Source organism: Corallococcus sp. M7, from assembly GCF_054512695.1.
In genome coordinates, this window is the sequence record NZ_CM137252.1 from 3,137,768 (window position 1) to 3,161,055 (window position 23,288).

Consider the following 23,288-nt stretch of genomic DNA (forward strand, 5'->3'; position numbering starts at 1 on the left):
GCCGACACGGCGCTCCTAAGGCACAAACTGGGGATGAGTAAATCCCTGTGTTTAGAGCCCTCACCATAGGAGGGGGCTCTGACGTCGACGTGCCCACTCAACCGCAAAAGCCGGATCTCAGGTTCGGCGGTCCCGCGAACTGGGGCCACCCATGAACCCGACGGCGTGATCCGCGCGGAGCGCCCGGCTTCCTGGAGCTGAAGCCCCGCGCCTGAACAGGCTGGCGCGGGGCGGACGGAGTTCAGCTTCCCGTGAGCGCGCCCGACGCACGAGCGAGGATCAGACGCAGTCGCTCCACGATGGGCTCGAGGTGCGGGTCCTGCAGCAGTTCATGATGGCTGCCGGGGACGTCGTGCACTTCCAGGCCGCCACGGACGAGGGGCTCCCATCCGCGGTGACGAGGGAGCTCGGCCGCGGCCTCGCTGGCGCTCAGCAGCAGCGCGGTGCCGTCGTACGGCCGGGGCACGTACCTCTCCTGCGCGAAGAGGTTGGCCTGGAAGACGCGGAAGAGAGCGCGCAGTTGAGCGGCCCCGGAGTGCGCGTCGAGGATGCGTGCGCGGACTCCTTGCTGGAGCAGATGGTCCAGCATCGCGTCGTCGTTGCCTTGTGCCAGCGCCTCGTCCGAGACGGAGAGCTCCTGGCCGAAGGCGGTGGCCGTCGTCTGCGCGAAGGCGATCCGGACCCGGGCTTCGGAAGAGAAGTGGGGCTCTGTCTCGGAAGGCGGCGTGATGCCGGGCACGTGGGCGTCGATGAGTGCGAGCACATCCACGGCTTCGCCAGCTTCGCGCAGGCGACGGGCCATCTCGTAGGCGATGACGCCGCCGAGAGACCAGCCTCCCAACTGGTACGGGCCATGCGGCTGCACGGTGCGGATGGCTTCGATGTAGAGGCTGGCCATCTCCTCGATGGACTCAGCGACGGGTCGTCCGTCGAGGCCACGCGACTGGAGGCCGAAGACGGGCAATGAGGGGCCCAGCCGGCGCGCCAGCTCCGAGTAGGCCAGGACGTTGCCGCCGCCAGGGTGGACGAGGAAGAGAGGCCGCTGGCCGGGCTCTCCGCGCTCCAGAGGAACGAGGGGTGTCCAGGCCTGCGAGTCGTCGCGTAGCACCTGCGCGAGCTGCTCGACGGTGGGCTGCTGGAAGAGGACGGAGAGAGGGAGGCTGAGCCCGAGCCGCTCACGGATGGACGCGAGCATACGCACTGCGAGCAGGGAGTGGCCACCCAACTCGAAGAAGCTGGAGCGGACGCCGACGGAGCGGACGCCGAGGACGTCCTCCCAGATGCGAGCGAGCTGCATTTCGAGTGCGTCGCGAGGGGCGACGAAGTCCCAGGCCTCGATGGCGTGGGCATCGGGTTCGGGCAGTGCCTTGCGGTCCACCTTGCCGTTGGAGTTGAGGGGCAGGGCCTCAAGCACCACGAAGGTGGCGGGCACCATGTACTCAGGGAGCCCCTGGCGCAGGTGCGTCTTGAGGGCTTCGACCTCCAGCGAGGCATTTGCCTTGGGAGAGACGTAGGCGACAAGGCGCTTGTCGGCGGCCTCACCCTTGGCGACGACGACGACGTCCTTGAGGCCCGGAGCGCGGCGGAGAGCGGCTTCAATTTCGCCCAGTTCGATGCGGAAGCCGCGCACCTTCACCTGGAAGTCGATGCGGCCCAGGTACTCCAGCCGCCCGTCGAGGCGGTACCGGACACGGTCGCCCGTGCGGTACATACGGCCACCCGGAGGACCGTAAGGCTCCGGCACGAAGCGCTCGGCCGTGAGTTCCGGACGCAGCAGGTAGCCGCGCGCCTGGCCTTCGCCCGCGAGGTACAACTCACCGGCCACGCCTACGGGCACCGGTTGCAGCGAAGCGTCCAGCACGTAGGCCCGCGTCGCGGGCAGAGGCCTGCCGATGAGGGGCACTTCGTCACGACCAACGAGAGAGGCCGTGGAGTAGGTGGTGTCTTCGGACGGACCGTAGAGGTTGAAGAGCTTCTCAACCGTAGGAACCGCGTAGACCTGCTTCGCCAACGTCTCGGGCAAGGCTTCACCCGCGAGGTTGATGACACGCACGGAGGGCGGCACCGCGCCCAGACGCAGCAGTTGCGCCATGGCGGAAGGCACGGTGTTGACGAGGGTGACGTGAGAGGCCGTGGGCAACTCGGCCAGATGCAGGGCGTTCTTTGCCACCACCACCGCACCGCCGCTGGAGAGCGGAGCGAAGAGCTCGAAGACGGAGAGGTCGAAGTTGAGGCTCGTCGCGGCGAGCGTTCCCTTCAGTTCCTCCGGAGTGAACGTCTCCAAGGCCCAGTGGAGGAAGGAGACGGCATTGCCATGGGAGATGGCGACGCCCTTGGGCCGTCCGGTGCTGCCTGATGTGTAGATGAGGTAGGCGAGGTGGCCCGGGTGGATGTCCACCGAGGGCGCCGTCGTCGGCTGCTTCGCCAACTCCACGTCCGAGTCGAGGCACACCGGCGTCGCGGACGTCTCGGGCAGTGCCGAGAGCAGGTGCGAATGCGCCACGAGGGCGGGGCCCTGAGCGTCCTCCAGCAACCAGCCCAGGCGCTCACGCGGATAGCTGGGGTCCAGGGGCACGTAGGCGCCACCAGCCTTGAGGATGCCGAGGGCTCCGATGACGAGGTCCTCAGTGCGTTCAACGCAAAGGCCGACGCGGACTTCGGGCCCGACGCCCAGGCCTTGCAGGCGGTGGGCGAGCTGGTTGGCCTTCGCGTCCAGCTCCCGGTACGTCAGCTGCCGCTCGGGCGTGATGACGGCCAGCGCATCCGGCGTGCGGCGCACCTGGGCTTCCACCATCGCGGGGATGCTGGACTCACGAATCACCAGCGAGGCAGGGGGATTCCATTCGACGAGGAGTTGCTGCCGCTCCGTGTCGGTGAGCAGCGGGAGGTCCCCGAGCCGTGATTCAGGCTTCTTCGCGATGGCCTCCAGCAGGACGCCGAAGTGTCCGGCCATGCGCTGGATGGTTGCCGCGTCGAACAGGTCTGTCGCGTACTCCAGCGTGCCGGTGAACCCGTCCCGCCCTTCACTCAGGCCCAGGGAGAGATCGAACTTGGCGAAGTGGGCCTCCAGCGGCAGTGCCTGGAAGGACAGGCCCGGCAGGCGCAGTGCCTCCGCGGGCGTGTTCTGCAGAACGAACATGGCCTGGAACAGCGGGCTGCGGCTCATGTCGCGCGTGGGTTGCACCGCCTCCACGAGTTTTTCGAAGGGCAGGTGCTGGTGCTCGAAGGCCGCGAAGGTCGTGCCTCGCACCTGGGCCAGCAGGTCCCGGAACGTCGCGCGCGGGTTCAATCGGGCGCGCAGGACGAGCGTGTTGACGAAGAAGCCGATGAGGCCCTCGGTCTCCGTCTGCGTGCGGCCCGCGATGGGTGAGCCCACGCTGATGTCGTCCTGCGCGGAGTAGCGCGAGAGGAGCACCTGGAAGGCGGCCAGCAGCACCATGAAGGGGGTGGCACCCTCGCGTCCCGCGAGCGCCTTGATCGCACGGGAGACGTTCCCAGGGATGCGAACGTCCACCGTGGCACCCCGGTGGGTCTGCACGGGCGGACGAGGCCGGTCCGTGGGCAGCTCCAACGCCGCGGGGGCTCCAGAGAGCTGCTGCTTCCAGTAGTCCAGCTGCGCGTCCAGCGCCTCGCCCTGGAGCCAGTTCCGCTGCCACGCCGCGAAGTCCGCGTACTGCACGGGCAGCGGCGTGAGGCCGGGCTCCTTGCCGTCATGGAACGCGGCGTACAGCGAGATGAGCTCCCGGACGAGCACGCCCATGGACCAGCCGTCGGAGACGATGTGGTGCATCGTCACCAGCAGCAGGTGTTCGTTCTCCGCCAGGCGCACCAGGGCACTGCGCAGCAGCGGACCCGTGGCGAGGCGGAAGGGACGCCGGGCCTCCTCGTCGGCCAGCTTCCGAGCCGCCGTCTCCCGCGCATCCCCGGGCAGCGAAGAGAGATCCATGAGCGGCAGCGTCCATGCCGTCGGAGCCTGGATCCGCTGCGTGGGCTGACCCTGATGCTCGTGGAAGGTGGTGCGCAGGGCCTCGTGGCGGGCGACGAGTGCCTCGAAGGCACGGCGCAGGGCTTCGACGTCCAGGTGCCCCGAGAGCTGGAGTGCAACCGGGAGATTGTAGGACGCATCCTCCGGCTGGAGTTGATCCAGGAGCCACAGCCGCTGCTGAGCGAAGGACAACGGCAGTGGGCCGTCATGCGAGACGCGGGCGAGCTTCGGGGCATGGGTGCTCGCGCTCCCATGCAGCCGCGCGGCCAGGGCTCCCACCGTGGGGGACTCGAAGAGAGCCCGCAGGGGCAGTTCGACACCCAGCTCCGCGCGCACGCGCGACACGACCTGGGTGGCCAGCAGGGAGTGCCCGCCCAGCTCGAAGAAGGAGTCCTTCACGCCCACCTGGGGCAGACGGAGGACCTCGGCCCAGATGGAGGCCAGCTTCGCTTCGACCTCCGTGCGAGGCGCTTCGTAGGTGCTGCCGGACTTGGGTGCCTCCGGCTCCGGCAGGGCCTTGCGGTCCACCTTGCCGTTGGAATTGAGGGGCAGGGCGTCCAGCACGACGAACGCGGTGGGCACCATGTACTCGGGCAGCCCCTGGCGCAGGTGCGTCTTGAGGGCTTCCACTTCCAGGGAGGCCTTGGGAGAGACGTAGGCGACGAGGCGCTTGTCGGCGGCCTCTCCCTTGGCGACGACGACCGCGTCCTTGACGCCTGGGGCACGACGGAGCGCAGCTTCGATTTCACCCAGCTCGATGCGGAAGCCGCGCACCTTCACCTGGAAGTCGACGCGGCCGAGATACTCCAGGCGCCCATCCGGGCGGTACCGGACGCGGTCACCCGTGCGGTACATGCGGCCGCCCGGAGGACCGTAGAGTTCGGGGAGGAATCGTTCGGCCGTGAGTTCCGGACGCAGCAGGTATCCACGCGCCTGGCCTTCACCCGCGAGGTACAGCTCGCCGGCGACACCCACGGGCACCGGCTGCAGTGAAGCGTCCAGCACGTAGGCCCGCGTCGCCGGCAGGGGCCTGCCGATGAGAGGCACTTCGTCACGACCAACGAGAGAGGCCGTGGAGTAGGTGGTGTCTTCGGACGGACCGTAGAGGTTGTAGAGCTTCTGCACCGTCGGGACGGCGTAGACCTGCTTCGCGAGCGTCTCGGGCAGGGCTTCACCCGCGAGGTTGATGACTCGTACGGAAGGCGGCACCGCGCCCAGGCGCAGGAGCTGCGCCATGGCGGAGGGCACCGTGTTGACCAGGGTGACGTGAGACGCGGTGGACAGCTCCGCCAGGTGCAGGGCGTTGCGTGCCACCACCACCGCGCCACCACTGCTCAACGGGGCGAAGAGCTCGAAGACGGAGAGGTCGAAGTTGAGGCTCGTCACGGCGAGCGTTCCCTTCAGCTCCTCCTGAGTGAAGGTCTCCAAGGCCCAGTGGAGGAACGTCACGGCGTTGCCATGGGAGATAGCGACGCCCTTGGGGCGGCCGGTGCTGCCGGAGGTGTAGATGAGGTAGGCGAGGTGCCCCGGGTGAATGTCCACCACGGGAGCCGTCGTCGGCTGCTTCGCCAGCTCCACGTCCGAGTCGAGGCACACGGGCATCGCGGACGTCTCGGGCAGTGCCGAGAGCAGGTGCGAATGCGCCACGAGGGCAGGGCCCTGAGCGTCCTCCAGCAGCCAGCCCAAACGCTCACGCGGGTAGCTGGGATCCAACGGCACGTAGGCGCCACCGGTCTTGAGGATGCCGAGAGCTCCGATGACGAGGTCCTCGGTGCGTTCAACGCACAGGCCGACGCGGACTTCGGGCCCGACGCCCAGGCCGCGCAGCCGGTGGGCGAGCTGATTCGCCTTCGCATCCAGCTCCCGGTACGTCAGCTGCCGCTCGGGCGTGATGACGGCCAGCGCGTCCGGCGTGCGACGTACCTGGGCCTCCACCATCGCGGGGATGCTGGACTCACGAATCGCCAGTGCCGCTTCCGGATTCCATTCAACGAGGAGCTGCCGGCGCTCCGCATCCGTGAGCAGCGGCAGGTCGCCAAGCCTCGTGTCTGGCTTCTTCGCGATGGCCTCCAGCAGGACGCCGAAGTGGCCCGCCATGCGCTGGATGGTCGCCGCGTCGAAAAGGTCCGTCGCGTACTCCAGCGTGCCGACCAACCCTGTTTGAACCTCCTGAAGGGCAAGCGAAAGGTCGAACTTGGCGAAGTGGGCTTCCAGCGGCAGGGCCTGGAATGACAGGCCCGGCAGGCGCAGTGCCTCGGTGGGCGTGTTCTGCAGGACGAACATGGCCTGGAAGAGCGGGCTGCGGCTCAGGTCACGCGCGGGCTGCACGGCTTCGACGAGCTTCTCGAAGGGCAAGTGCTGATGCTCGTAGGCTGCGAACGTCGTGCCTCGCACCTGGGCGAGCAGCTCCCGGAACGTCGCGCGCGGGTTCAAGTGGGCGCGCAGGACCAGGGTGTTGACGAAGAAGCCGATGAGGCCTTCGGTCTCCGCCTGGGTGCGGCCCGCGATGGGCGAACCCACGCTCACGTCGTCCTGTGCGGAGTAGCGCGACAGCAACACCTGGAACGCCGCCAACAGCGTCATGAACGGAGTGGCGCCTTCTCGCTGCGCCAGGGCCTTGAGCGCGCTGGCGACGGGCTCGGGGATGCGCACCTCCACCGTGGCGCCACTGTGGGACGGCACGGGTGGACGCGGCCGGTCCGTGGGCAGCTCCAACGCCGCGGGCGCTCCGGCGAGCTGCTGCTTCCAGTAGCGGATCTGCGCCTCCAGGGCTTCACCCTGGAGCCAGTTCCGCTGCAGCGTCGCGAAGTCCGCGTACTGGACGGGCAGCGGCGCGAGCGTCGGCGTGCTGCCCGTGGAGAAGGCCTCGTAGAAGGTCACCATCTCCCGGACGAGGACACCCATGGACCAGCCGTCGGAGACGATGTGGTGCATCGTCAACAGCAGCACGTGCGAGTCGCCGCCCATTCGCACCAGGGTGCTGCGCAGCAGCGGTCCCGTGGCGAGGTCGAACGGCTGTCGCGCTTCTTCATTGGCCAGCCTTCGAGCCTCTTGCCGCCGCTCATCCTCGGGCAACGAAGAGAGGTCCACGAGCGGCAGCGTCCATCCGCCAGGCGCGTGGACGGACTGGATGGGCTGGTCCTGGTACGCGTGGAAGGTGGTGCGCAGGGCCTCGTGGCGATGGACGAGTGATTCGAAGGCACGGCGCAGGGACTCCACGTCCAGGTGTCCCGAAAGCTGGAGCGCAGCCGGGAGGTTGTAGGACGCGTCCCCAGGCTGGAGTTGATCCAGGAGCCACAGCCGCTGCTGCGCGAAGGACACAGGCCGCAGGCCGTCAGGCGAGAGACGGGTGATCTTCAGCGCCTGGGAGGCAGCGCTCCCTTGCAGTCGACCCGCGAGCGCCTCCACCGTGGAGGACTCGAAGAGAGCGCGCAGGGGCAGTTCCACGCCGAACTCCGCGCGCACGCGCGACACGACCTGGGTGGCCAGCAGGGAGTGTCCGCCCAGCTCGAAGAAGGAGTCTTTCACGCCCACCTGGGGCAGACGGAGGACCTCGGCCCAGATGGCGGCCAGCTTCGCTTCGACCTCCGTTCGAGGCGCTTCGTAGGTGCTGCCGGACTTGGGGGCCTCCGGCTCCGGCAGGGCCTTGCGGTCCACCTTGCCGTTGGAGTTGAGAGGCAGCGCCTCAAGCACCACGAAGGTGGCGGGCACCATGTACTCGGGCAGGCCCTGGCGCAGGTGCGCCTTGAGGGCTTCGACCTCCAGCGAGGCATTTGCCTTGGGAGAGACGTAGGCGACGAGGCGCTTGTCGGCGGCTTCGCCCTTGGCGACGACGACCGCGTCCTTGAGGCCCGGAGCGCGGCGGAGAGCGGCTTCGATTTCGCCCAGCTCGATACGGAAGCCGCGCACCTTCACCTGGAAGTCGATGCGGCCCAGGTACTCCAGGCGCCCGTCCAGGCGGTAACGGACGCGGTCGCCCGTGCGGTACATGCGGCCACCGGGAGGACCGTAGGGTTCAGGGACGAAGCGCTCCGCGGTGAGTTCCGGGCGCAGCAGGTATCCGCGAGCCTGGCCTTCGCCCGCGAGGTACAGCTCGCCTGCGACACCGACGGGCACCGGCTGGAGTGAAGCGTCCAGCACGTAGGCCCGCGTTGCGGGCAGAGGACGGCCAATGAGAGGCACTTCGTCACGGCCGACGAGAGAGGCTGTGGAGTAGGTGGTGTCTTCGGAAGGCCCGTAGAGATTGAAGAGCTTCTCAACCGTGGGCACCGCGTAGACCTGCTTCGCCAACGTCTCGGGCAGGGCTTCGCCCGCGAGATTGATGACGCGCACGGAGGGCGGCACCGCGCCCAGGCGCAGCAGTTGCGCCATGGCGGAGGGCACCGTGTTGACCAGGGTGACGTGAGAGGCGGTGGACAGCTCCGCCAGGTGCAGGGCGTTCTTCGCCACCACCACCGCGCCACCGCTGCTCAACGGTGCGAAGAGCTCGAAGACGGAGAGGTCGAAGTTGAGGCTTGTCGCGGCGAGCGTTCCCTTCAGCTCCTCCGGTGAGAAGGTCTCCAAGGCCCAGTGGAGGAATGAGACAGCATTGCCGTGGGAGATGGCGACGCCCTTGGGCCGACCGGTGCTGCCAGAGGTGTAGATGAGGTAGGCGAGGTGACCGGCGTGGATGTCCACCACAGGTGCTGTCGTCGGCTGCTTCGCCAGTTCCGCATCCGAGTCGAGGCACACGGGCGTCGCGGACGTCTCGGGCAGTGCCGAGAGCAGATGCGAATGCGCCACGAGGGCGGGGCCCTGGGCATCCTCCAACAGCCAACCCAAACGCTCACGGGGGTAGCTGGGGTCCAGCGGCACGTAGGCGCCACCGGCCTTGAGGATGCCGAGGGCTCCGATGACGAGGTCCTCGGTGCGTTCAACGCAGAGGCCGACGCGGACTTCGGGCCCGACACCCAGGCCGCGCAGACGGTGCGCGAGCTGGTTGGCCTTCGCATCCAGCTCCCGGTACGTCAGCTGCCGCTCCGGCGTGATGACGGCCAGGGCATCCGGCGTGCGACGTACTTGCGCTTCCACCATCATGGGGATGCTGGACTCACGCGGCGCCTGCGAGGCAGGGGGATTCCATTCGACGAGGAGTTGCTGACGCTCCGTACTGGTGAGCAGCGGCAGGTCGCCAAGCTTCGTGTCCGGCTTCTTCGCGATGGCCTCCAGCAGGACGCCGAAGTGGCCGGCCATGCGCTGGATGGTCGCCGCGTCGAACAGGTCCGTCGCGTACTCCAACGTGCCCGTCATGCCCGTGGGGGCTTCTCGCAGCCCCAGGGAGAGATCGAACTTCGCGAAGCGCGTTTCCAGCGGCAGCGTCCGCATGGACAGGCCCGGCAGGCGCAGCTCTTCACCCGGCATGTTCTGCAGGACGAACATCGCCTGGAACAACGGATTGCGGCTCAGGTCGCGCGTGGGCTGCACGGCCTCCACGAGCTTCTCGAAAGGCAGGTGCTGGTGCTCGTACGCCGTGAGCGTCGTGCCCCTCACCTGGACCAGCAACTCACGGAACGTCGCGCGCGGATCCACCTGGGCCCGCAGGACCAGGGTGTTGACGAAGAAGCCGATGAGGCCTTCGGTCTCCGCCTGGGTGCGGCCCGCGATGGGCGAACCCACTGTGATGTCGTCCTGCGCGGCGTAGCGCGACAAGAGCACCTGGAACGCCGCGAGGAACACCATGAAGGGCGTGGCGCCTTCCCTCTGGGCCAGGGCCTTGAGTGCCTCCACGAGGTGGGCGGGAATCCGCACGTCCACCGTGGCCCCCCGGTGCGACTGCACGGGCGGGCGCGGCCGGTCCGTGGGCAGCTCCAGCGCCGCCGGAGCTCCGGCCAGCCGCTGCTTCCAGTAGCCCAGCTGCGCCTCCAGGACCTCTCCCTGGAGCCAGTCGCGCTGCCACGTGGCGAAGTCCGCGTACTGCACCGGCAGCGGTGGGAGGGCCGGCGTGCTTCCCGTGGAGAAGGCTTCGTAGAAGGCCGCCATCTCGCGAACGAGGACGCCCATGGACCAGCCGTCGGAGACGACGTGGTGCATGGTCACCAGCAGCAGGTGCTCTTCCTCTTCCAAGCGCACCAGCAGCCCGCGCAGCAGCGGTCCCGTGGCGAGCTGGAACGGACGGCGGGCCTCCTCGGCCACGATGCGCCGGGCTTCTTCCTCGCGCTGCTCCTGGGGCAGCGCGCCCAGGTCGACGACGGGCAGCTCCCATGCCGCTGCCGCCTGGACTCGCTGCGACGGCGCCTCGTGGGACGCGGCGAGCGTGGTGCGCAAGGACTCGTGGCGAGCGATCAGCGCTTCGAAGGCGCCTCGCAGCGCATCCGCGTCCACCCGGCCCGTCAGCCGCAGGGCCGTGGGGATGTTGTACGACGCATCCCCGGGTTGGAGTTGATCCAGCAGCCAGAGGCGCTGCTGCGCGAAGGAGAGCGGAATGTCCCCTTCACGGGTCGCGGGCCGCAGCGGCGGAGCACGCAGCGCGGAGGACGGAGCCTTCTCGAGCAGCGGCGCGAGCGCTTCGACCGTGGGTGCTCCGAATAGGGCCCGCAGTGGCAACTCGACGCCGAACGCGGCGCGCACGCGCGAGACGAGCTGGGTGGCCAGAAGGGAGTGTCCACCCAGCGCGAAGAAGTCATCCTGGAGGCCCACGCGCTCCACACGGAGCACTTCGGCGAAGAGAGTCGCGAGCTGAGTCTCGGTGGCGGTGCGCGGCGCGACGTAGGAGGCCGCGCGCGGTGCGTCTCCCGGCTCGGGCAGGGCCTTGCGGTCCACCTTGCCGTTGGCGTTGAGGGGCAGCGCGTCCAGCACCAGGAGCGAGGCGGGCACCATGTACTCCGGCAGCCGCTGCCGCAGGTGGACCCGCAGCGCCTCCATGTCCAACGCGTGGCCTTCGTGCGCGGTGAGGTAGCCGATGAGGCGCTTGTCCGCATCCGCGCCCCGGGCCACGACGATGGCCTCGTTGACGCCCGGGAAGGCGCGCAGGGCGGATTCGATTTCGCCCAGCTCGATGCGGAAGCCGCGCACCTTCACCTGGAAGTCGACGCGGCCCAGGAAGTCGAGCGTGCCGTCCTCCAGCCAGCGGGCCTTGTCACCCGTGCGGTAGAGACGCTCGCCCGGCGTGGTGGCGAAGGGGTGGGGGACGAAGCGCTCCGCGGTCAGGTCCGGGCGGTGCAGGTAGCCCCACGCGAGGCCCGGGCCACCGACGTACACCTCGCCCGCGACGCCCACGGGGACCGGGTGAAGGTGCGCGTCGAACACGTAGGCCGTGGAGTTCGGGATGGGCCGGCCGATGGGGACCGGTCCCTCCACGCGCGTGTCGCGGTGCAACGGCAGCGTGGTGGAGAACGTCGTGTTCTCCGTCGGCCCGTAGGCGTGGAACAGCGTCGCGCCCTCGGCGAGGCGGGGGAGGTGGTCGCGCAGTCGCGACCAGGGCATCACGTCTCCGCCCGTGAGGACCTGGCGCACGTTCGCAAGGGCTTCGCCCTGGTGAAGGACCATCTGCTCGAACAGCGCGGTCGTGATGAACAGCGCAGTCACGCGGTGGCGACGCAGTTGATCCGCCAGTTCTTCCAGCGACAAGGCATGAGGCGGCGCGAGGACGAGCTTCCCGCCGTGCAGCAGCGCGCCCCAGAGCTCCAGGGTGGAGGCATCGAAGGCGATGGGCGCGATCTGCAGCCACACCTCGTCGGGCCCGAAGTGCATGAAGGTGCTTCCGAGCACCAGACGGGTGATGCCACGGTGGGGCACGCTGACGCCCTTGGGGCGGCCCGTGGAGCCCGAGGTGAACATCACGTAGGCCAGGGACTCGCCCTCCACGAAGACGTCGGGCGCGTGCGTGGGCAGCCCGGCCAGGACGTCCTGCTGCGCGTCCAGCCAGACACGGGTGCCGGAGGCCGGCAGCCTGGAGGCGAAGGGCTGGTGAGTGACCACCACGTCCACGTCCGCGTCCTCCAGCAACATCGCGATGCGCTCCACGGGCGCATTGCGGTCCACGGGGACGAAGGCCGCGCCCGCCTTGAGGATGGCGAGGAGCGCCGTCACCAGCTCGAAGGAGCGCTCGAGGGCCAGGCCGACGCGCGCGCCGGGGACGATGCCCAGGGCGCGCAGGTGATGGGCGAGCTGGTTGGCGCGGGCTTCGAGCCGGGCGTACGTCAGCGTCGCATCCCCCAGCACCAGGGCCACCGCGTCGGGCGTGCGGCGGGCCTGCTGGGAGAAGTGAACGTGGACCGGGACGTCCATGGGGCTGGCGACGGTGGTGTCGTTCCAGTCCACGAGGATGCGCTGGCGCTCCTCTCGGGAGAGCAGCGGCAGCTCGGACAGGGCTTGGTCGGGCTTCGCGGCCACGGCCTCCAGCAGCGTGCGCAGATGGTGGACCATCCGCTCCACGGTGCTCCGCTCGAAGAGCGCGGTGCTGTACTCCAGCCAGCCCACGAAACCCTGACCCGAATCCTGAAGCGTCAGGGTGAGGTCGAACTTGGCGGAGCGCGCGCTGGACGCCACCTGCTGGAAGGTGAGGCCGGGGACTCGCAGGTCCTCGGTGGGCGCGTTCTGCAGGGCGAACATCACCTGGAAGAGCGGGCTGCGGCTCGTGTCCCGGACGGGCTGGAGGACCTCCACCAGCTTCTCGAAGGGCACGTGCTGATGCTCGTAGGCCGCGAGCGTCGTGCCACGCACCTGCGCGAGCAGCTCGTGGAAGGTGGCCTTCGGTTGGACGTGGGCGCGCAGGACGAGCGTGTTGACGAAGAAGCCGATGAGCCCCTCGGTCTCCGCCTGCGTGCGGCCGGCGATGGGCGTGCCCACGCTGACGTCGTCCTGGCCCGCGTAGCGCGACAGGAGGAGCTGGAAGCCCGCGAGCAGCACCATGAAGGGCGTGGCCCCTTCGCGCCGGGCCAGCACCTTGAGGGCCTGGGAGGTCTCGGGCGGAAGCTGGACGGAGAGGGCCGCGCCCGCGTGGGATTGAACGGACGGACGCGGATGATCCGTCAGCAACTCCAGCGCGGCGGGAGCTCCAGAGAGCTTCTGCTTCCAGTAACCCAGTTGCGCGTCGAGCGTTTCGCCCTGGAGCCACTGGCGCTGCCACGCCGCGAAGTCCGCGTACTGCAGCGGCAGGGGGCTGAGGGCCGGCGCGGTGCCCTGGGTGAAGGCCGCGTACAGCGTCACAAGCTCGCGCACGAGGACGCCCATGGACCAGCCGTCGGAGACGATGTGGTGCATCGTCACCAGCAGCAGGTGCTCCTCCTCACCCAGTCGCACGAGGGCCGTGCGCAGGAGCGGTCCGCGCTCCAGGTGGAACGGCTGCCGGGCATCCTCCGCGACCCGGCGCTGGGCCTCGGACTCGCGCTGTGCCGCCGGCAGGCTGGACACGTCGATGAGCGGCAGGGTCCATGCTCCGGGCGCGTGGATCCGCTGGGTGGCCTGGCCCTGATGTTCCTGGAAGGTGGTGCGCAGCGACTCGTGGCGGGCGACCAGCGCTTCAAAGGCGCGGCGCAGGGACTCCACGTCCACGTGGCCCGTCAGCCGCAGGGCGGTGGGGATGTTGTACGACGCGTCCCCCGGGGTGAGCTGATCCAGGAACCAGAGCCGCTGCTGCGCGAACGAGAGCGGCAGGTCGCCTTCATTCGAGGAAGGACGCAGTGGCGGCAGGCGGTGCTCGGAGCGTTGGGCGCTGGCGAGCTTCGTCGCGAGCGCCTCCACGGTGGGCGCTTCGAAGAACACCCGCAGCGGCAGTTCCAGGCTGAAGGTCGCACGCACGCGCGAGACAAGCTGGGTGGCCAGCAGGGAGTGGCCGCCCAGGGCGAAGAAGTCGTCCCGGATGCCCACGCGCTCCACGCGAAGGACTTCGGCGAAGAGGGCGGCGAGTTGCTCCTCAGCGTCGGTCCGTGGCGCGACGAAGTCGGACGAACGCGCGAGGTTTCCTGGCTCGGGCAGAGCCTTGCGGTCCACCTTGCCGTTGGAGTTGAGGGGCAGGGCGTCGAGGACGAGGAGCGCGGAGGGGACCATGTACTCCGGCAGCTGCTGCCGGAGGTGGACCTTGAGTGCCTCGGAGTCGAGCGAGTGTCCTTCGCGAGCGGTGACGTAGGCGACAAGGCGCTTGTCGGCGGCTTCGCCCTTGGCGACGACGACCGCGTCCTTGAGGCCCGGAGCGCGGCGGAGAGCGGCTTCAATTTCGCCCAGCTCGATGCGGAAACCGCGCACCTTCACCTGGAAGTCGATGCGGCCCAGGTACTCCAGGCGCCCGTCGAGGCGGTAACGGACACGGTCGCCCGTGCGGTACATGCGGCCGCCCGGAGGACCGTAGGGCTCGGGGACGAAGCGCTCCGCGGTGAGTTCCGGACGCAGCAGGTATCCACGCGCCTGGCCTTCACCCGCGAGGTACAGCTCACCGGCCACGCCTACGGGCACAGGCTGCAACGCGGCATCCAGCACATAGGCCCGCGTCGCGGGCAGAGGCCTGCCGATGAGGGGCACTTCGTCACGGCCGACGAGAGAGGCTGTGGAGTAGGTCGTGTCCTCGGAGGGGCCGTAGAGGTTGAAGAGCTTCTCAACCGTGGGCACCGCGTAGACCTGCTTCGCGAGCATCTCCGGCAGGGCTTCACCGGCGAGGTTGATGACTCGTACGGAGGGCGGCACCGCGCCCAGGCGCAGGAGCTGCGCCATGGCGGAGGGAACGGTGTTGACGAGGGTGACGTGGGACGCCGTAGGCAGCTCGGCCAGGTGCAGGGCGTTCTTCGCCACCACCACCGCGCCACCGCTGCTCAACGGGGCGAAGAGCTCGAAGACGGAGAGGTCGAAGTTGAGGCTTGTCGCGGCGAGCGTTCCCTTCAGCTCCTCCGGGGTGAATGTCTCCAGGGCCCAGTGGAGGAAGGAGACGGCGTTGCCATGGGAGATGGCGACGCCCTTGGGGCGGCCTGTGGAGCCCGAGGTGTAGATGAGGTAGGCGAGGTGGCCGGCGTGGATGTCCACCGAGGGCGCCGTCGTCGGCTGCTTCGCCAGCTCCACGTCCGAGTCGAGGCACACCGGTGTGGCGCTGGTTTCGGGTAGCGCCTGCAAGAGGTGCGAGTGGGCGACGAGGGCGGGACCCTGGGCGTCCTCCAGCAGCCATCCCAGGCGCTCACGCGGGTAGCTGGGATCCAGCGGCACGTAGGCGCCACCGGCCTTGAGGATGCCGAGGGCTCCGATGACCAGATCCTCAGTGCGTTCAACGCACAGGCCGACGCGGACTTCAGGCCCGACACCCAGGCTACGCAGTCGGTGGGCGAGCTGGTTGGCCTTCGCATCCAGCTCCCGGTACGTCAGCTGCCGCTCCGGCGTGATGACGGCCAGCGCACCCGGCGTGCGACGCACCTGGGCTTCCACCATCGAGGAGATGCTGGACTCACGCGGCGCCTGCGAGGCAGGGGGATTCCATTCGACGAGGAGCTGCTGCCGCTCTGTGTCGGTGAGCAGCGGGAGGTCCCCGAGCCGTGACTCAGGCTTCTTCGCGATGGCCTCCAGCAGCACTCCGAAGTGTCCGGCCATGCGCTGGATGGTCGCCGCGTCGAACAGGTCCGTCGCGTACTCCAGCGTGCCGACCAGCCCCTCCTGGACCTCCTGCAAGGAGAGCGTGAGATCGAACTTCGCGAAGTGGGTCTCCAGGGGCAGAGGCCGCAGGGAGAGGCCCGGGAGCTGGAGCGCCTCGGTGGGCGTGTTCTGCAGGACGAACATCACCTGGAAGAGCGGGCTGCGGCTCGTGTCCCGAACGGGCTGGAGGACTTCCACCAGCTTCTCGAACGGCACGTGCTGGTGCTCGTAGGCCGTGAGCGTCGTGCCTCGTAGCTGGGCGAGCAGTTCGCGGAAGGTCGCCTTCGGTTCGACATGGGCGCGCAGGACGAGCGTGTTGACGAAGAAGCCGATGAGGCCCTCGGTCTCCGCCTGCGTGCGGCCGGCGATGGGCGTACCCACGCTGATGTCGTCCTGCGCGGCGTAGCGCGAGAGGAGCACCTGGAAGGCGGCCAGCAGCACCATGAAGGGCGTGGCGCCCTCGCGTCCCGCCAGTGCCTTGAGCCGTTGGGCGATGTCCGAAGGGATGCGCACGTCCACCGTGGCGCCTCGGTGGGACTGCACGGGCGGGCGAGGGCGGTCCGTGGGCAGCTCCAGCGCTGCCGGTGCACCCACGAGCTGCTGCTTCCAGTAACCGAGGTGCGTCTCCAACGTCTCGCCCTGGAGCCACTGGCGCTGCCAGGTCGAGAAGTCCGCGTACTGCATCGGCAGTGGCGGGAGCGAAGGGCTGCGGCCCGCATGGAAGGCTTCGTAGAAGGCCACCAGCTCACGGACGAGGACGCCCATGGACCAGCCGTCGGAGACGATGTGATGCATCGTCACCAGCAGCAGGTGCTCGTCCGCGCCAAGGCGCACGAGGGCGGTACGCAGGAGCGGCCCGTCCTCCAGTTGGAATGGATGGCGGGCGTCCTCGGTGACGAGGCGTCGCGCTTCGGCTTCGCGCTGAGCCACCGGCAGGGCGGACACGTCATGCAGCGGCAGGGTCCACGCGACAGAAGGATGGATGGACTGGAGGGCCTGACCCTCGTGCTCGCGGAAGGTGGTCCGCAGGGCTTCGTGACGGGCGACGAGTGCCTCGAAGGCACGGCGCAGGGACTCCACGTCCACGTGGCCCTTCAGGCTGAGCGCGCTGGAGATGTTGTAGGACGCATCTCCCGGGGTGAGCTGATCCAGGAACCAGAGTCGCTGCTGCGCGAAGGAGAGGGGCGCGGTGGTGGCGCGCACCCTGGGAATGCTCGGAGGCGGCTGCACCGCGGAGGCGTGGGTGGCGTCGATGCGCAGGGCAAGGCCCGCGACGGTGGGGGCCTCGAACAGCGCACGCACGGGCAGCTCGCGCCGGAAGGTGGCCCGGACCCGGGACATGAGCTGGGTGGCCAGCAGGGAGTGGCCACCCAAGGCGAAGAAGTCGTCGTGGATGCCCACGCGCTCCACGCGCAGGACCTGGGCGAAGACGTCCGCGAGCTTCTCCTCGGTGGGATTGCGCGGGCCGACGAAGTCCACGAGCGGCGAGGCGTCCGGAACGGGAAGGGCCTTGCGATCCACCTTCCCGTTGGACGTCAGGGGCAGCGCCTCCAAGGAGACGAAGGCGGAGGGCACCATGTACTCGGGCAGCCGCTCCTTGAGGAAGGTGCGCACCGCAGAGGTGTCCCACTGCTGGCCCTGAGCGGGCACGACGTAGGCAACGAGCCGCTTGTCACCGGGAGAGTCCTCGCGGGCGAGGACAACGGCTTCGTGCACGGAGGCGTGAGCGAGGAGGGAGGCCTCGATTTCACCCAGCTCGATGCGGAAGCCGCGCACCTTCACCTGGAAGTCGAGCCGCTGGAGGTAGTCCAGCTGGCCATCGGCACGCCAGCGCACGACGTCGCCGGTGCGGTAGAGGCGGGCACCCGGCGTGGAGGAGAAGGGGTGCGGAATGAAGCGCTCGGCACTCAGCGCGGGCTGACCCAGGTAGCCCCAGGCCAGGCCCTCGCTGGCGAGGAAGAGCTCACCGGGGACGCCCACGGGTACTGGCTGGAGTTGAGCGTCGAGGACGTAGGTGCGGGTGTTGGCGATGGGGCGGCCAATGGGGGGCCGCGTGCCGTCGTCGCGCACGACGGGGGTGAAGGTGGCGACGACGGTGCTCTCGGTGGGCCCGTAGTGGTTGAAGAGGGTGGCGGGGACTGAAGGCGGCGGACCGTGGTGCAGGGCGTCTCCGCCCGTCAGCAGGGCGCGCAGGGCCATGGGGCGGGGCCACTCCTCGCGCAGCACCGCTTCAGCCAGAGGCGTGGGCATGAAGCAGGTGGTGATGGCTTCGCGGGCCAGCCACTGAAGCAACTGGGAGGGCTCCGCGCGCACGGCGTCAGGCGGGATGACGAGGCTGGCGCCGGAGGCCAGCGAGGGCCACACCTCCCAGGTGGAAGCGTCGAAGGCAACGCCCGCGGTGAGGGCGGTGGAGTCCTGGGGCGTCAGCGCGTAGGTGCGCTGGTGCCAGGAGACGAGGTTCATCAACGCGCGGTGGTGGACGGCGACGCCCTTGGGGCGGCCGGTGCTGCCGGAGGTGTAGATGACGTAGGCCAGGTCCTCCGGACCCACGGGCGTCACCGGCAGCGGCTGCTGCGTTGCACTCGTTTCCATCTCCAGCGAGAGGACGCGCGAAGAGAGGGAGGGCAGCGAGTCACGCAGGTGCTGCTGGGTGAGGAGGACCGAAGCGCCGCAGTCCTCCAGCATGAAGGCCAGTCGCTCCGGCGGGACACCGGGCGCGATGGGGACGTAGGCGGCGCCCACCTTGAGGGTGGCGAGGAGGCCCGCCACCAACTCCGGGGAGCGCTCCGCGAGGACGGCGACGCGGCTGCCCCGAGTGACACCGGCAGTGTGCAACTGAGTGGCAAGGCCATGAGCCCAGGCGTTGAGGCTCGCGTAACTGACGCTTCTCTCCCCCATGCGCACAGCAACCGCGTCCGGAGCGCGACGGGCATTCTCAGCGACGACATGGTGGATGCAGGTGTCGCGCGGGAAGGCGACGTCCGTCTCATTCCACTTGAGGAGGAGCTGCTTGCGCTCCTCCGCCGTCATCAACTCCAGCGAGGCCACGCGAGCATCCGGCTGGGCAGCGAGGGAGGAGAGAAGGACGCCGAAGTGGCCCATGAGGCGCTGGACGGTGGAGGCGTCGAAGAGGTCGGAGCTGTACTCGAGGAAGCCGGTGAGGCCCTGGGGCACCTCGAAGAGGGTGAGGGCCAAGTCGAAGCGGGAGGAGTTGCCCTCCAGGGGAATGGGCTGGAAGGCCATGCCCGGCACGCGCAGCGCTTCGGCGGGTGCATTCTGCAGGACGAGCATGACTTGGAAGAGGGGGCTGCGGCTCAAGTCACGCGAGGGCTGGAGGACCTCGACCAGCTTCTCGAAGGGGACGTGCTGGTGCTCGTAGGCGGCGAGGGTGGTGGCCTTCACCTGGGCCAGCAATTCGCGGAACGTCGCACGCGAATCCACGTGGGCGCGCAGGACGAGCGTGTTGACGAAGAAGCCGATGAGGCTTTCGGCCTCGGCGTGGGTGCGGCCGGCGATGGGGGAGCCGACGGAGATGTCGTCCTGGCCGGAGTAGCGCGAGAGAAGCAGCTGGAAGGCGGAGAGCAGCAGCATGAAGGGCGTGGCGCCCTCACGCTGGGCAAGGCTTCGCAGCGAGTCCGTCAGCTGCGAGGGGAAGTGCACGGGCACCGTGGCGCCGCGGCGGGACTGCACGGCCGGCCGCGGCCGGTCGGTGGGCAGCTCCAGCGCGGCGGGCGCACCGGCCAACTGGCGCTTCCAGTAGCCGAGCTGCGACTCCAGCGTCTCACCCTGCAACCACTGGCGCTGCCAGAGGGCGAAGTCCGCGTACTGCACCGGTAGCGGCGGCAGAGAAGGAGCCCGGCCGCCACTGAAGGACTCATAGAGGCTCGCCAGCTCACGGATGAGGACGCCCATGGACCAGCCATCGGAGACGATGTGATGCATCGTCACGAGGAGGACGTGCGTCTCCTCGGCCAATCGCAGAAGTGAGGTGCGCAGTAGCGGCCCTCGGACGAGGTTGAAGGGCTGCCGGGCCTCACGGGTCGCTCGCCGCAGCGTCTCGGCGTCGCGCGTGGACTCGTCCAATCCGGACAGATCCTCCACGGGAAGAACCCACTCGGCCGGAGGATGGATGCGCTGGAAGGGCTGACCCTCTTCCTCGAAGAAGGTGGTGCGCAGGGCCTCATGGCGCGCCACGAGTGCCTCGAACGCGCGGCGCAGGGCCTCCACGTCCAGGCGGCCCAGGAGGCGCAGCGCGACAGGGAGGTTATAGGAGGCGTCGTCCGGCGCCAGTTGGTCCAGGAACCAGAGGCGCTGCTGGGCGAAGGACAGTGGCTGGGGGCCTTCGGTACGCGTGCGCGTCAGGGAGGGCAGGCGCGTGCCGGTCGCGGCGCGCTGGAGGCGTTCCGCCAGTGCGGCAATGGTGGGAGCCTCGAAGAGGGCACGAAGCGGCAGCTCCATGTCGAGCGCCGCGCGCACGCGCGCCACGAGTTGCGTGGCGAGCAGCGAGTGGCCGCCCAGTTCGAAGAAGTTGTCGGTGCGGCCCACGGTGGGGACGCGCAGCACTTCGCTCCAGAGGGCCGCGAGCTTCTCCTCCAGCGGTGTGGCCGGGGCCTCGTAGGCGTGTGAAGCCCGGAGTGCGCCCGCATCCGGAGCGGGAAGGGCCTTGCGGTCCACCTTGCCGTTGGACGTCAGCGGCAGCGTCTCCATGGAGACGAAAGCGGCAGGCACCATGTATTCGGGCAGGTGCTGCTTGAGATACGCGCGCAGGGCCGTGACGTCGAGAGCGTCACCCACGACGTATGCCACCAACCGCTTGTCGCCCGGAGCATCCTCGCGGGCCAGCACGACGGCGTCCTTCACGGCAGGGGCTGCGCGCAGGGCGTTCTCGACTTCGCCCAGCTCGATGCGGAAGCCGCGCACCTTCACCTGGGCATCGATGCGGCCGACGAAGTCCAACTGACCATCCGCGCGCCAGCGTACGACGTCGCCCGTACGGTAGAGACGGTCGCCCGGAGTAGAGGAGAACGCGTCGGGGATGAAGCGCTCAGCGGTAAGGCCCGGACGTCCCGCGTACCCGCGTGCCACGCCGACGCCACCAATGTGCAGTTCACCGCGCACACCCACGGGGACCGGCTGCCCGTGCGGGTCCAGCACGTAGACGCGCACGTTCGCCAGGGGCTTGCCAATGGACGGCACTTCTCCATCCGCCACCACCTCTCCGAAGGTGGCGATGACGGTGGCTTCGGTGGGGCCGTAGGTGTTGAGGAGCCGCCGTCCCGGGGCCCAGCGCGCGACGACGTCCGCGGGCAGGGCTTCACCGCCGGAGATGACGGTGCGCACCATGGGCAGGCCTTCGGAGGACGTCGCTGCCAGGGCCGCGGGGGTGAGGCTGACGACGCTCAACTCCTGCTCACGCAGCAGCACGGGCAGGGGCGCGCCCGGCATCAGCTTCTCCAATGGCGCGAGCACCAGCGTGGCGCCGTTGCAGAGCGTGGTGAAAATCTCCTCCACGGAGAGGTCGAAGCTGAGGCTGGCGAACTGAAGCACCCGGCTGCCAGGGCCGATGCCGTACGCCACCGCTTCGTGGGTGACGAGGTTGGCGACGCTGCGGTGCTCCACCGCCGTGCCCTTGGGCGTCCCCGTGCTGCCCGAGGTGTAGAGCAGGTACGCCATGTTCGCGGGCGTCACACCCGTCGCGGGCGCATCCATCGGCTGCTGCGCCAGTGCCTCCCGCTCCGTATCCAGGCAGAGCGCGCGCGCATGCAGTGCTTCCGGGAAGCGGTCCACCAGCGGCTGCTGGGTGACGAGCACCTGGGCCGCACTGTCCTCCAGCATGAAGGCCAGGCGCTCGCGGGGCAGGAGCGGATCCACGGGCACCCAGGCGCCACCGGCCTTCAGAATGCCGAGCAGGCCGATGACGATGTCGAGGGAGCGCTCGACGCTGAGGGCGACGCGGATCTCCGGGCCCACGCCACGGCGGCGCAGCGCATGGGCGAGCTGATTGGCGCGCGCGTCCAGTTGCGCGTACGTCAGCTGCGTCCCTTCGAAGACCGCGGCCACCGCCTCCGGAGCGCGGCGCACCTGTGCTTCGAAGAGGGAGTGCATGCACGCTTCGGGGAACGGCGCATGCGTCGCATTCCACTCCACCAGCACTTGCTGGCGCTCATCCCCCGCGAGCAACTGCAGCGACGACACGCGCTGATCCGGCTTCGCGACAGCTTCCCGCAGGAGCACGCGCAGGTGCTCGGCCATGCGTGCGGCGGTGGAGGGGGTGAAGATATCCGTCGTGTACTCAAGGTAGCCCTTGAGGCCGGCGTCCGTCTCCAGCACCTGAAGGGTGAGGTCGAACTTGGCGGAGAAGGTGTCGAGCTCCAGGGCCTCCAGCTTGACGCCTTCAACAGTGGCGGCGCCGCGGAAGGAGGCCTGGTAGGTGAGCATCACCTGGAAGAAGGGAGTGCGGCCCGGAATGCGCTCGGGCTTCAACTCCTCCACGAGCCGCTCGATGGGAAGCTCCTGGTGCTCCTGGGCTCCCAGCACCGTCTCGCGCACCTGACGCAGCAGGGTGCGGAAGGAGGCGCTCCCCGTCACGCGGGTGCGAAGCACCTGGGCGTTGACGAAGAGGCCGATGAGGCCCTCCACCTCGCCTCTCGTACGGCCCGCCATGGGAGAGCCGACGGTGACGTCCTCCTGGCCGGAGTAGCGGGCCATCAACATCTGCCAGCCCGTCAGCAGAGCCATGTAGAGGGAGGCGCCTTCCTGCTGCGCCACGGCCTTCAATGCGTCCGTCAATTCGCGCGGCAGCAGCACGTCGTGCCGGGCGCCTCGGCCGTCTCGGGTGGCGGGGCGGGGGAAGTCGGTGGGCAGCTCCAGCGCGGAAGGCACTCCGGCCAACTGGCGCTTCCAGTAGTCGAGCTGCTTCTCCAGCCGGGGGCCCTGCATCCACTCGCGCTGCCAGACACCGAAGTCCGCGTACTGGATGCCCAGCGGCGGCAGGGGCGCTGCCTGGCCTCGCGCGAAGGCGCCGTAGAGGAGCGCCACCTCGCGCACCAGCAGCGTCATGGACCAGCCGTCGGAGATGATGTGGTGCACCACCACGACGAGCAGGTGCTCTGCCGGGGCCGACGTCAGCAGCAGCGCGCGCAGCAGAGGGCCCTTCGCGAGGTCGAAGGGCTGCGCGGCCTCTTCACGCGCCAGACGCCACACTTCTTCCTGCGGCGCGCCCGTGAGGTCCTTGCGCTCCAGGGTGAGCACCGGCTCCGGCGACACCACCTGCACGGGGCCGGACGCGCCCTCACGGAAGGTGGTGCGCAGCACTTCATGACGGCGCACGACTTCGCGCAGCGCGCGCTCCAGCACGGCCACGTCGAGCGCACCCTCCAGGCGTACCGCCATGGGTACGTTGAAGAGCGAGGTGCCGGGCTGCAGCTGATCAATGAACCAGAGGCGCTGCTGAGCGAAGGACAGGGGCAGGGGACGCGAGCGGTCCTGCACCGGGATGAGGCCCTGGACGGAGTTGCCCGCGGTGGCCTTCTGCGCGGCCATCTTCTTGAGCAGCTCGGCGCGCTTCTCGGGTGAGAGGTTGGCGATCCGCTTCGACAGCTCGTGGCTCATCTCGTGTACTCCGCACTGGGGGCCGCCACTGCGTACGAGCACCACCGGGGACAGTGGTGCTCACGGGAACTCGGGCGTGTTGCTGGTGCCGGAATGACTCCCCTGC

General features: G+C 69.2%; 1 protein-coding gene. It reads right to left on the reverse strand.

Translation table 11 applies throughout. The features are described 5' to 3' along the window. Positions 1-241: 241 nt before the first annotated feature. A complete protein-coding gene (locus ACX114_RS12870) occupies positions 242-23,182 on the reverse strand; it encodes a non-ribosomal peptide synthase/polyketide synthase (protein ID WP_459297994.1) in 22,941 nt (7,646 codons plus the stop codon). Positions 23,183-23,288 lie beyond the last annotated feature (106 nt).

Coding starts and splice junctions, on each gene's coding strand:
- ACX114_RS12870 (WP_459297994.1), bottom strand. CDS start 23,182: ATGAGCCACGAGCTGTCGAAGCGGATCGCCAACCTCTCACCCGAGAAG.